Annotated in this window: 10 protein-coding genes and 1 pseudogene; 3 read left to right on the top strand and 8 right to left on the bottom strand. The window is 33.0% G+C overall.

Going from position 1 to position 13,087, the window contains the following annotated elements:
- Positions 1-130: 130 nt before the first annotated feature.
- Positions 131-343 carry a hypothetical protein gene (locus GYX25_RS03320; RefSeq protein WP_085246545.1) on the bottom strand — a complete coding sequence of 71 codons (213 nt, stop codon included), beginning with the start codon at positions 341-343 and terminating at the stop codon, positions 131-133.
- Positions 344-1,057: 714 nt separating this feature from the next.
- The gene (locus GYX25_RS11375; protein ID WP_425337777.1) at positions 1,058-1,258 is read right to left on the bottom strand and encodes a YgaP family membrane protein; all 201 of its coding nucleotides are present in this window, start codon (positions 1,256-1,258) and stop codon (positions 1,058-1,060) included.
- A 512-nt stretch (positions 1,259-1,770) separates the two neighbouring features.
- Between GYX25_RS11375 and GYX25_RS11255 the strand changes: the two are divergent.
- A pseudogene (locus tag GYX25_RS11255) lies at positions 1,771-2,076 on the top strand (transposase).
- Between the two features lie 79 nt (positions 2,077-2,155).
- On the opposite strand, the gene GYX25_RS03295 reads toward GYX25_RS11255, so the two are convergent.
- Complete coding sequence (locus tag GYX25_RS03295) at positions 2,156-2,536, bottom strand: VOC family protein (RefSeq protein ID WP_085246549.1); 381 nt, start codon at positions 2,534-2,536, stop codon at positions 2,156-2,158.
- Positions 2,537-2,663: 127 nt separating this feature from the next.
- Here GYX25_RS03295 and GYX25_RS03290 point away from each other — a divergent pair, with 127 nt between their 5' ends.
- Positions 2,664-3,635 (top strand): helix-turn-helix transcriptional regulator, encoded by a 972-nt coding sequence (locus GYX25_RS03290; protein WP_174786716.1) that lies wholly within the window; start codon positions 2,664-2,666, stop codon positions 3,633-3,635.
- Between the two features lie 311 nt (positions 3,636-3,946).
- Here the strand turns inward: GYX25_RS03290 and GYX25_RS03285 are convergent, their stop codons facing one another.
- From GYX25_RS03285 to GYX25_RS03265, 5 genes are all read right to left on the bottom strand, one after another.
- Positions 3,947-4,930, bottom strand: a complete 984-nt coding sequence (locus GYX25_RS03285; RefSeq protein WP_085246551.1) for an AEC family transporter — start codon at positions 4,928-4,930, stop codon at positions 3,947-3,949.
- Between the two features lie 909 nt (positions 4,931-5,839).
- Positions 5,840-6,970 (bottom strand): ABC transporter permease, encoded by a 1,131-nt coding sequence (locus GYX25_RS03280; RefSeq protein ID WP_085246552.1) that lies wholly within the window; start codon positions 6,968-6,970, stop codon positions 5,840-5,842.
- Positions 6,971-6,975: 5 nt separating this feature from the next.
- Positions 6,976-9,774, bottom strand: coding sequence for a ribosome-associated ATPase/putative transporter RbbA (gene rbbA / locus GYX25_RS03275; protein WP_174786715.1), 2,799 nt, complete (start codon positions 9,772-9,774; stop codon positions 6,976-6,978).
- Positions 9,775-9,787: 13 nt separating this feature from the next.
- Positions 9,788-10,861 (bottom strand): HlyD family secretion protein, encoded by a 1,074-nt coding sequence (locus GYX25_RS03270; protein ID WP_085246554.1) that lies wholly within the window; start codon positions 10,859-10,861, stop codon positions 9,788-9,790.
- Positions 10,862-11,128: 267 nt separating this feature from the next.
- Positions 11,129-11,650 (bottom strand): DUF2867 domain-containing protein, encoded by a 522-nt coding sequence (locus tag GYX25_RS03265; RefSeq protein WP_160402647.1) that lies wholly within the window; start codon positions 11,648-11,650, stop codon positions 11,129-11,131.
- 267 nt (positions 11,651-11,917) lie between these two features.
- Between GYX25_RS03265 and argE the strand changes: the two genes are divergently transcribed.
- The gene (argE, locus tag GYX25_RS03260) at positions 11,918-13,075 is read left to right on the top strand and encodes an acetylornithine deacetylase (RefSeq protein ID WP_174786714.1); all 1,158 of its coding nucleotides are present in this window, start codon (positions 11,918-11,920) and stop codon (positions 13,073-13,075) included.
- Positions 13,076-13,087: the final 12 nt, after the last annotated feature.

Below are 13,087 nucleotides of genomic sequence, written 5' to 3'. Positions count from 1 at the left end.
GTGTTAAAAATATGATAACTATAAGATATATATCAATAACTAGTAATTATATCTATTATATAATGCCATCAATTTTTTACTATCGAAAGTAGGTAATAACATCATAATTCTTTATGAAGAATAACCTCTCTCATAAAATATGACAACGATTGTAACTATCCCCTAAAATAGCTAATAAATCGCCTTTTCTTACTTTATGATTATCAAGTACTAGAACATCAGTTATAATTTCAGGTACTCTAGTGGGCACAATACTTACATTCCCATGAACATAAGCATTATTTGTCTCTTCGAAAAAATAACCATGCCAAACCATTCGAACTAGTACAATACAACCAATCATAAATCCCACACCCAAAATATATTTCTTCAAATTTTTACGAATATTATTTGAAGATAATTTTTTTCATCTTCTTGCGACATCTTATCTAACCTCTATCACCATGTTATGGCTTTCATTCTTCTAGATAAACATAGGGTGCATAGTTCTGTTTTAAGAGCTATTAGAACTAGTAAATTTCGGGTCAAAACTATGCAATCTACGACCACCTCACATATGCATATAAACTATTTATCTTTTTTTGCGCATGGTTCACAAGTTTTACCTGAACTATAAATAGTAAGAATGAGACCTATAACCCAGCAAGCAGGGCATCCTCGCAATACCACAAATCCGCAAATAGCAGAAAAACCCCCTAACACTACAGTTAACAGAGTACCTTGAATAAAAAAATAGATGGCTAGACCTAAAAAAACAAATCCTAGACACCCTCGTAACAAATGAACTACAACAGAAGAACTTTTAAACATATTTTCGCCTCCAAAGTTATTATGTTTAGTATGCAATTTAATCGAAGAAAATGGTTTTCCATTCACATTTAAATGTAAGTTGCAAACCTGCTTACATAAAGTGCATATAAAACTAAAAAAGAATTCAAAAAAAATTCATTTAATTTTAATGAATTTAAGTGCAATAAATCTGAGTACAGTCTTTAGCTTCCTTGAAGTAAATAGTTTTTATGAGTACCGAACTTCAAGGAAAACTACAATTAATGATTTAATCTATTTTTCTTTTCGCGATAAAACACATAAGGCAAAAACCCGTAACGCCAGTACAAGCTAAAACACATCCTACTGCTATGGCTATCCACATAACTAAATTAGTTGGTGCAAAAAGAAAACCCAAGCAAGCAATACACGTGCCAATAAAAACTCTACATACACGTTCAAAACTAGGGACATTTTTTTTAAAATTCATCATCTACCTCTCTTTTTTATGGTTAAAGATTAATCTCACTAATAAAGAGCTAGCCAAATTAAAAAAGGATTCAAAAAATTTTCATTTAAATTTAGTATCAATGATTTTAGATTTAATAAATTTGAGTGCAGCCCTTAATTACGGTTTGCTGATATTTAAAGTGCATAGTGGATTAGACAAAAAGATGAGTATATGTTGTTACAAATAAAACATTAAACAAAATTATTATTAGCTTAGCATTAACATACTGATTAACTAGACAGTTCTTAGATGTTTTATAAATTAACGAATAGGTATTTTCTCCAAGAAAGTTATACAAATTAACAATTAATCCCCCTTATTTCCCCTAATTGGATATTATTTAATTTAATATATTACATATAATAAAATAAACTGTGTTTGAGTATATACAATATGATATATAACAATAAGAAACGAAGAACTTTAATGTAAATACCCAAAACTTAGTACAAGATTCAAGTAGAAAATAATCCTTCTTGTGTTAGGGTTTTATACTCAACAAAATACGAGAAGATAATGGACCGGAATTTACTGGAAGAGTCTTTTCCAACGGGGCAAAATCACACGGTATCACTCTTGATTATATTTATCCCAGTAGCCCATATCAAAATGGTTACATTGAAAGATTTAACCGGACTTATTGAACTAAAGTGTTAGATTTGTATCTTTTTAACAACCTAGAGCAAGCAAGGAGAATGACCGAAGAATGGCTAACCAGTTATAACACCGAAAGACCTCATAAAGCATTAAATAATATGACGCCGATTGAGTATAAAACACTAAAACAATCAGCATGATTTTCTATGTCTATTTTGTACTAATTATGGGGTATTTACAAATAAAAGCCACATTGTTTTAATTTATTAAGATAATGTTTTATTCAAACTTTGAAGTGTCGGTAGCACAAACCCGAAGACGATGACCATCGGGATCATTTCCTACAAATGTGTATCCGAAATCGAGCATTTGGGGTTCAAGTTCAATTTTGACGTTTAGTTTCTTCCATGTCGAATAAATCTCATCTACATCATTTTTTGTTACATCACTAAATGACAACTCAAAACCACCATAATGATTGGGTGCCTTTGGAGTTATTTCATCAGCCCCTTGTAGCCCCAAAATAAAATTATCATTCAATAAAAATACAGCGAAACCAGGATAAGTTTCAACAGGTGGGCGTCCTAGTATTTTTGTGTAAAATTCTGTACTAGTATCGACATCTTTGACATAAACAATAACGCTATTAGGTTTAAACATTTTTTGTTTCCTTTTGGTGATAAAATTTAATTTACTTAATTTTGGTTATCTATATTATGATGTAGCATTGCTGACAACTGTATGTCATATTTAAAATTTAACATAAATTATTTTGTAAACATAAAGCATGAAAATTAATCGTATAATTACTATCATCATGGTATTGCTTCAAAGAGAAAAAATAAGCGGTAAAGAATTAGCAGAAAAATTAAATGTATCATTGCGGACTATTTATCGAGATATACAAGTTATTGAGGGAGCTGGTATACCCATTATTACGTATCAAGGAAGTGCTGGTGTAATAAGTATTTTAAAAAATTATAAAATTAGTAAAGGTTTATTCACTAAAGAAGATGTCATTGTATTATTAAAAGGCCTGAACTTATTATCCTCACCAATTTTAAATGAAGATGAAAATGTGAGAACGCTAGAAAAGATCAAAAGTCTTTTATCAAAACACGATCTCGATCAAGTAAGAAATGATCTAAGCCAACTGACTGTTGATTTATCGCCTTGGCTTTCTAAACAGAATATTAATAATAAAATATCGATCATCAAAGCGGCAATAAATAAACAATTGCGTTTATCTTGTGAGTATATGAAACTGAAAAATAAACAAGATTCTCGTCTAATTGAATCATATAAACTCGTTTTCAAAGAAAAAGAGTGGTACTTGCAGGCTTTTTGTTTAAGTAGAAATGATTTTCGGCTATTTAAACTGTCTAAAATGTCTAACATAAAAATAACGAATACCAAATTTATTAAACAAACCACGCCTGATGCACTTTCTTCATTCGAAAAAGACATGGAAAAAAGAGTCTTTAAAATAAAATTATTAATAGATAATTCCATTTTAGAACGTATTTTAGATTACTGCGATGAACAAGATCTTCATAAATTAAACGATAAACAATATATTGTGGATTTTAACTTTATTGACGATGATTATAGTTATGGTATTTTGATGAGTTTTGGGCATCAATGTATTTGTTTAGAGCCTGAATATGTTCGTAAAGAAATGATTGAAAGAACGAAAAAGCTAATTAACTCTTATAAAAAAAACGACAATTTATTTCTTTCAAATTATTATCTTAAATAATTTGCTATGTTCTTAGTGCTATCAATAGTACTTAAAGTGTTCATTTATGATTTTACTAATAAAATCAGTTGATAACATTGGTGTTTTATACAATCATCCCCCACCATTACAAAAAAACCAATAAAATCAATGCCTTTTCTGACCGATTTTTTATAAGAAATAAAGCAGTATTTTGTTATAACAATAGGATAGGTTTATTCTGAGGTTGTATTGCAATTAAGGGAAAGTCGCTTACAAGAAATGTGTAATAAGTAATAAAATGCCCTCGTTTAAGTCAAATAAAACAAGGGCATTTATCTAGCCTTTATTTATTAAGCAACACCAGGAATGGTGAAATCCATAATAAGTAATAAAGTTGGTAAAATAAAGATAGATAGAACCGTTGATGCAAAGAAAATGCTTGATGCTTGTTCTTGCTCAACATTCCAATTATAAGCCAAAATAACTGCTGTTGATGCCGTTGGCATTGCCAATAGGAATACTAGCTCTTCAGCCTCCATCCCTGTGATACCAAATAAATATACGGCAATAAGTGCAACAATTGGTGTAATAAAACTTTTCAATACAATATTGACCATTAATGGTTTAGATAATTTCAATTTAACCCCATGAATACCAACACCTACCGCAATAAGCGAAATAAAGTTACAGGCATTTGACATAATATCAAAAGTGTTAAATACAAAATGAGGTAACCATTGGGTTCCATCGGTGACACTAACAATTAGTCCTAAAATCACGGCTAAAAACATCGGTTTCATGAGCGAGTTTTTTACTGCACTAAAGATCATATCCCCAGTGACTTTACCGCCAGATAATTTAGTATCACAGAGTTCTAATAAAAAGATTGTCATTGGAATTAATGATAATGCGACAACAAAATTAGCAATCGCCACCGAAATGGTAGATGCTGCCCCAAGCATCAACGTTAAAAAAGGCACCCCCATTCCGCCCATATTGGGAAAGCAGCAAAGCATTGCATTCATTGCTGTTGATTTTAACTCTTTATGCAAAATGTATTTATTGGTTAAAAAGCAAATTATCCATAAAAATGACATAGTGCAGAAAAAGGCAATCATCCAAATACCATTAAATATTTGTGATGGTTTAGCATGAGAAGTATGCACAAAAAGCAATGCAGGAAAGACAAAGTTTGATACCAGTCCAGATAATAATTTTTTAGAATCCTTCGAAAAAATTCCTTGTTGTACACAGAACCAACCAAGAAAAATTAACAAAAAAACCGGAAGACAAGAACTAACAACTTGTCCAACTGCTGACCAGATTAGATTCATTTTTTTAAAACTCCTAAAATAATATTACTTAAAAGACAAATTCGGTAATGGCCGGTAACTTCAGATTAGAGATTATATTTATAGACCTAGCTAAAATAAGTGATTACAAAATCGCATATATTTTATTACATGCAAAACAGCGTTCTTTTTGTTGTAAATTGTTATTATTAAATGCTATTTCACATTTAGTATGCTTAATAAAAGACATTATTAATATAGGAACCTTTTGTTATATTTCAATGAAAATATAGTAACTTGAAAGCATTATACTGATTCTTATAGACCTTGTGTCAACCAAGATCTTTCGACTGTCTTAAAAAAACAAAAAAACACGAAAATTTGGCTCGATATTTACTAAAAATAGCAATTTATTTCTTTAAAAAACAACAAATAAGTAAAAAAAAATAACAAATGTTAAAGTATGGTAAAAATTAATATTGCACTAAAATTCTTTAAATAACAGTTTTCGTCATATTTTATTTGCTATAAAAACTACTAAAATCAAATTTAATTAATTGATTTAATTTTTTTATATCAAATTACTGCTATAAAGATATTTTGCTGATATTTATATAATGAAGATAAAAAGAGAAAACAATATATAAAAATTTGCTTATTAATAGTCAATTAATAATTAACATAATGTAAATCATTTATGCCACATTGTAAAATGTGTAATCCCATTTAAACTAATTTTAGCTTAAAAAGCTTATTTAGCTTTTTATTTTTATCGATAAACACCATTTTGCCCAAATAGTAATTAAGCGCTATTATTCAATAGCTAGAATAGAGTTTCTTTTTTCATTATAAATGGGTAAGCGGTGTTGTGCCAATATTTACAAGAACAATTAATAGTTGTTGTTGGCTAAAACATCGCATCATACACTGATGTACCAAATTATATAAATGCTATGATCCCATATTCACAATTGAACTACGAAAACGCCTTAAAGCAATTAAAAAGAAAACGGTACCAATTGCCAATAACCATGCAAACGAAGTCCAGACCACACTTAAGCCAGCACCTCGATACAATATTGCCTGTCCTAATTCAACAAAATGCGTTGTTGGGGCAAACATCATAATATTTTGCACAATTTCTGGCATACTTTCACGCGGAGTACTCCCCCCTGATAGCATTTGTAATGGTAACAAAATTAAAATAAGTAACATTGCGAATTGCGCAGTAGATTTTGCTACTGTTGCCATAAAGATACCAAGTGACGTTGTCACAAAAAGATGTAGCGCTGCACCAATCAAAAATAAAGCTACCGAACCAGCAATTGGTACATTTAGCCAACTATGAACAACAAGTAACAACGCTACCCAAGTTGATATTAATACCACAAGTCCCATTGACCATACTTTGGATATCATAATTTCAAAAGGAGTAACAGGCATGGCAAGAAGATGGTCAATCGTACCATGTTCGCGTTCTTTCATTAAGGCGGCACCAGTTAAGATAATAGATAATGTTGTCACAATATTGATAATTTCCATGACCGAACCAAACCAAGATCGCGTTAAATTAGGATTAAAGGCGGTATGCACTTGTATATTAACTGGCAAATTTGTTACCTTACTGTAACGGTTGACATATTCAGTCACTTCACCAGTAATAATTTGTGTTATATAACCATTTCCGACAAACGCTTGCCCCATTCTTGTTGCATCAATATTGAGTTGAATTTCTGGATTTTGATTATTTAGCACATCACGCTGAAAATTAGGCGGAATATTTAAAGCAAACGTATAATTATCTGTATCCATACCACGATCGACATCATCCATTGAATATAATTTAACAGGAGTATTAAACATTGGCGGATAAAAGGCTGTAATAATTTGTCTTGATAAGGGTGAGTTATCTTCATCAACAACGGCAATCGAGGCATGATGTAACGAGTCAGAAGTTGCCGTTGCAGCAATATAAATATCAAAGGTAAAGCAATAGGCAATTAATAGCAACATGATAGGATCACGCAATAACCCCCATAACTCTTTAATCCCTAAGCGATAAATATTAATTAAACTTTGCATAATATCTATCCCTCTTGCTTTTTAAGGAGAAAAATACTGGCACCCAATACAATAGGGATTGTGATCAATAAAGCAAATATTGAATTATGCAGATCGATAAAACCTAGCGCTTTATTAAACACACCACGAGCAATAATTAGCATATGCGTTGTTGGATAAACCTCGCCAATATAACGGCCACCGCCTTCTAGAGATGCGACAGGGTTGAGCAATCCTGAAAATTGAATTGCTGGTAACATTGTCCCTACGCAAGTTAAAAAGATAACGGCAATTTGGCTACGGGTGACAGTCGAAGCCAACAAGCCAAAACCCGTTGAAATAATGCAGTAAGCAAATGCAGCTAGGCACAAAGTAAACAAGCTTCCTTTTACAGGCACACCAAAAATGGTGATTGCCATAAATAACAATAATAAAAAGCTAAACATAGAAATAATGATATAAGGCACTTGTTTGCCTAGCAAAAATTCAGCTTTAGTTACTGGTGTTACATATAAATTGATAATCGACCCCATCTCTTTTTCACGCACGACCGATAAAGCTGCCAGCATTGATGGAATCATTAATAATAAAATAGGTATTACCGCCGGTACCATGGAAGGTAAGCTTTTAATATCAGGATTATAACGATATCTTGTTTCTATATTTGCCAAGCTAGTTGAGGATTTTCCTGTTACTTCTTTTACTTTTTCACTTAACCAAGCAAGATGCATGCCTTGCACATAGCCTTTGATTGTTTCGGCACGTAACGGCATTGCCCCATCAATCCAAATGGCAATATCAACAGGATCGCCTCGTTGTATGTCACGACCAAAATTTGGTGGAATTTCAATCGCTAAAGCAATGTCATTACTGCGTAACCGCGCATCCATATCGTTATAATCAGTGATAGGTGCCCTTTCAATAAAATAACGTTTAGAGCCTGACAAATTTAGAGTATAATTTTGGCTGATTACACTTTGATCGCGATCAAGCACAGCAAAACGCAGATCTTCAACATCCATCGTAATGCCATATCCCATAACCAACATTAAAATTGCTGAGCCTAATAACGCTAATAATGCTCGCAAAGGATCACGAGATAATTCAAGAGTCTCACGCCATAGACAACCTATCATACGGGTAAAACTAAATCCTTGAAGGTGATGATTTGGTAGTGTTTTTGTTGCTTGATTGAGTATTTCTTTTGGCGGTTCAACAGAGCGTTCTTCTGCATTACTATCATCAGCCCCTGCATCAACAAGATAACGAATAAAGGCCGCCTCTAATGTTTTAGCATTTTTGGAGCTGATAATGTTATCTGGCGTATCACTTGCTAATACTTTACCCGCATGCATTAATGAAATTCGATCGCATCTTGCGGCCTCATTCATAAAGTGAGTTGTGATAAATACCGTTACTTTATCTTTTCTAGAAAGTTCGATAATTAAACGCCAAAAATCATCGCGAGCAATGGGGTCAACGCCTGATGTTGGTTCATCAAGGATAAGAATTTGCGGATTATGCACAACGGCAACTGACAATGAAAGCCGTTGCTTTACCCCTAAAGGTAAACTATCGGGCAGATTTTGTGCGTCTTGTTCTAAACCAAAACGTTTCAGTAATTCTTCAACGCGAGCGGAAATTTTACTTTCTTCAATACCAAACAGACGCGCATGTAGAACTAAATTTTGTTTGACTGTTAACTCACTATATAAAGAAAATGCTTGAGACATATATCCTAAATGACGCCTAACATTAATATCACTGGCATCAACCGGTTTACCAAATAACCATGCCTCACCTGATGAAATCGGTAATAAACCCGTTAACATTTTCATGGTGGTTGATTTACCACAGCCATTTGAGCCTAAAAAACCAAATATTTCACCTTGTTTAATTGAAAAATTAACATGATCAACTGCAATAAAATTACCAAACTGTTTAGTTAAATCTTTTGCTTCTATGGCTGTTTGCAAATCTTTATTAAGATCTAAAGGTGGAATTTCGACAGTTTGATAACCTTGTCTAGCGCTTTCTGGCATGAGCTGAATAAATGCATCATCTAAATTATTTTTTCCTGTTTTAGCTAGTAATGATTTTGGTGTGCCAGTTTCAAGAATTTTACCGCCATACATCGCAACCAACCAATCAAAGTTTTGGGCTTCATCCATGTAGGCAGTTGCCACAACCACACTCATTTGTGGTCGTTGTTTACGGATTTTGTTGATTAACTGCCAAAATTGGGCTCTTGAGAGCGGATCGACCCCCGTTGTGGGTTCATCAAGAATTAACAAATCAGGATCGTGGATTAACGCCGAACATAAGCTAACTTTTTGTTTCATACCACCGGACAGTCGCCCTGCTGGTCTAGATAAAAATGGATATAATCCAGTACTACGCGTTAATTCATCAATACGGCGACGACGCTCAGCCGCATCATTACCAAACAAACGAGCAAAAAATTGCAAATTTTCTTCAACAGATAAAGTAGGATAAAGATTTTTGCCTAATCCTTGCGGCATATAGGCAATACGTGTACAGACGTTTTTGCGGTGTGATTTGTCTTTCATATCACCATCTAAAACATACACTAAGCCTTCTTGAATAACATGTGCACCAGCAATCAGCGATAATAAACTCGATTTTCCCACACCATCAGGCCCAATAAAACCCACCATGCATCGCGGTGGAATGGCTAAACTAATATTATTGAGCGCACAGTTTTTTTTGTAATACAGCGTGACATTGCTTACTTTTACCACTGCATCATCAATGGATTTAGCTTGGTTTAATAAAACTAAATTCTTATTGTCTGAATCTGACATCTGCTATCTCCAATTATTCGGTTGGACATTTTGCAATATCAGATAAGCCAGCTGGCCATGGCGTTTTAGGATCAAGCTTAACCCAAGCCACACCAGGTAAACCTGTTTTAACTTGAGTAATATAACATTTTAATAATTCAGGGCTTAATTGTGCTTTAACTCTAAACATCAATTTTTGACGTTCATCTTTTGTTTCAACGGTTTTTGGCGTAAATTGGGCAACGCTTGAAACAAACGAAATTTTAGCTGAAATCGCTTTATCTGGTAACGCATCTAAAATAAGTCTGACTTCATCACCAATAGCCACCTTACCCGCGACAGTTTCAGGTAAAAAGAAAGTTAGATAAACATCATACAAATTAACTAAATTTAGTACTTTACCGCCCGACGGCAAAACTTCACCTAACTGAGCAATGCGATATTGAATACGACCATCAACAGGCGCTATTAAAGTACTATCATCGATATCAGCTTGAATTTGCCTTATATTAGCGCTGGCAACATTAATAGCAGCTTTAGCACTATCAACACCAGCCTGAGCAACAGCAATGGCAGCATCTGCCGCTGTAACTTGAGATTTTGCTGAATCTAACGCTGCTTTAGCACTATTAAATTTAGCGGTATCATCATCAAATTGTTGGATGGACAATGCACCTTTCTGATAAAGCGCAGTAGTTCTCTGTAAATGTTTAGATGCAATATCTAAGTCACTTTCACGTTGACTTACGTCGGCTTGAGCGGCGACTTTATCGCTCATTTTTAATTCAACTTGTGATTGAGCACTAGCCTCATTACTGATTGCTTGCCCATATTGCGCTTGTGCTTCGTTTAATTGTGCCTGTAAGGTGTCAGTCTGCATAACCACAAGTGGTTGGCCAGCTTTAACAAAATCGCCTTCATCAACATTAATTTTTTCAATTCTACCAGCTAATTTAGCTGAAATATTAATTTCGGTTGCTTCAATGCGTCCATTACCACTAGCAAAATTCGAACCATATCCATCTGTCTTCAATTGTTGCCATAAAATAAAAATAATAGCAATAATAACAACTGCAATAACAATCCATTTCCTGCTTATATTTTTCATATAATACCTTATTTTTTAAAACGATTTATGGAAAATCTTAACGAAATAACAAATCGTTAAAGGTTATTTGACTGTATTGGTTAGATAGTATCAAATGTTTATGGCAAATAATATCTGTTCATAAAACAATCGCAATAAAAGCTAAAAAATTAAGCAGGATGGTTTTATATTTTATTTATAGATTTGAAATTAATAACATCACTGTATTATGCAATAAAGCTGATCTGCTCATTACAACTTGATAAGTTATTTATAATAAATGACTTATTATTTTATATTTTCAAATAATTTATTAACAATATAAGGATGTAAAATAGCAACGGGTAACATATATAATTTCCCCCAGATATTGTGATTTTTAACTGATGCAATTAAATATACTGTATTTTTACTTATGTCATTACCTTTATCTACAACACGAATACAAACACATACATCTAAATGGCAATCTTTTACAACTAATGTCAGTTTATCGTTGGTTTCCTCTGTTATGGTAAAAAAATCGGCCATATTGCTTTCGTCTGGTTGATGCTTATTTTCCGCAGAACTATCAAATCCATTAATCGCTTTGACACCGATTAATTTCACTAAACAATCCCTTATTTTAAAGAGTATTTTTAGCCATCTAGGTTGATAAGATGTCATCATTTTATAAGCTTCATAGGCTGTCAATTTTTTAGAAATATCTTTTTTTTGACAATCTAAATAATCAATTTCTTCTGCAATAAAGCTTACATTATCAGGTAATGTTTGCCGTACTTTTATGATATTGTTTTGTTTATTTTTCATATAATTATTCCCCTTCCTCCTATTATATAAAATGCTTATCTAAAACATGAATAAAAGTCATAAAAAACACTACATTCAACAAATTTAGCAGTCAATTTAACTCATAATCAGCTAACTATACATTAGTTAATGTACATATTGAATACTATCAAAACATAAAACATTAATTGAAACAAAGTGGTTAGTTGTATGCAAAAAATAATGTAAATGGTATGCTTATAACATTATTAAAAGTATATCTTCGATTTGTCATTTAAAGGTGCATTTATGACGCTACCATCTTTTTTAACACTATATAATGAATTAATTTCAACACCAACAATTAGTAACGTTACTAACGAGCAATTAGATTATTCTAATAAACCACTTATCGATAAGTTAGCAAGTTGGTTTGAAGATTTAGGTTTTGTTATTGATATCCAACCCGTTCCTAATACTCGCCATAAATATAATATGTTAGCTACTTATTCAAACAGCGAAAATAAAACACAAGGCGGGTTATTGTTAAGTGGACACAGTGATACTGTCCCGTTTGACGATGGGCAGTGGACTAAAGATCCTTTTAAACTAACCGAAGAAAATAATAAGCTGTATGGGCTTGGTACCGCTGATATGAAAGGATTTTTTGCCTTTATTTTAGATGCTCTACGTGACATTGATCTTAAAAAGTTAACTAAACCCATTTATATCCTTGCCACTGCCGATGAAGAAACATCAATGGCTGGTGCGGCATTTTTTGCCAAGAATACCAAACTACAACCTGACTGCACTATCATTGGTGAACCAACATCGTTAATCCCAATTCGTGCACATAAAGGATTTATCTCTAATTCCATTAAAGTAATTGGTAAATCAGGACATTCGAGCGATCCCGATAAAGGTATTAACGCTATCGAAGTGATGAATTTAGTCATTGAACGCTTGTTAGTACTAAAACAAAAATTTAAAGAACAATATCATAATGACGGGTTCAGCGTACCTTACCCTACCCTAAATTTAGGTGTTATTCATGGTGGCGATGCAGCCAATCGTATTTGTGGTTGTTGTGAGCTTGTGATTGATATTCGTGTATTGCCCGATAACAATGTTGATTCACTTTATCATGCGCTTTGTGAAGCACTACAACCCGTTATGGATAAATACCCAAATCGAATCGAGATACAGTATGAAGTTGCGCCAATTCCGGGGTACGAATGTAAAAAAGATCATCCGGCATTACAGCATATTGAAAAATTAGTCGGTCATAGTGCCGAAACGGTTAACTATAGCACCGAAGCACCATACTTAAATCAAATCTCGCCGACAATTGTATTAGGGCCGGGATCAATCGAACAAGCACATCAACCGGATGAGTTTATTTCCATGGACTTTTTAAAACCAACCAAAGTAACTATAGAAAGGCTAATTAAGGATTTTTGTCTTTAGTCAATTATCTCA

The organism is Gilliamella sp. ESL0254 (genome assembly GCF_013344985.1).
Taxonomy (GTDB): Bacteria; Pseudomonadota; Gammaproteobacteria; order Enterobacterales; family Orbaceae; genus Gilliamella; species Gilliamella bombicola.
The sequence above is the reverse complement of the archived record's forward strand: the minus strand, read 5'-3'. Positions and strand labels throughout refer to the sequence as shown.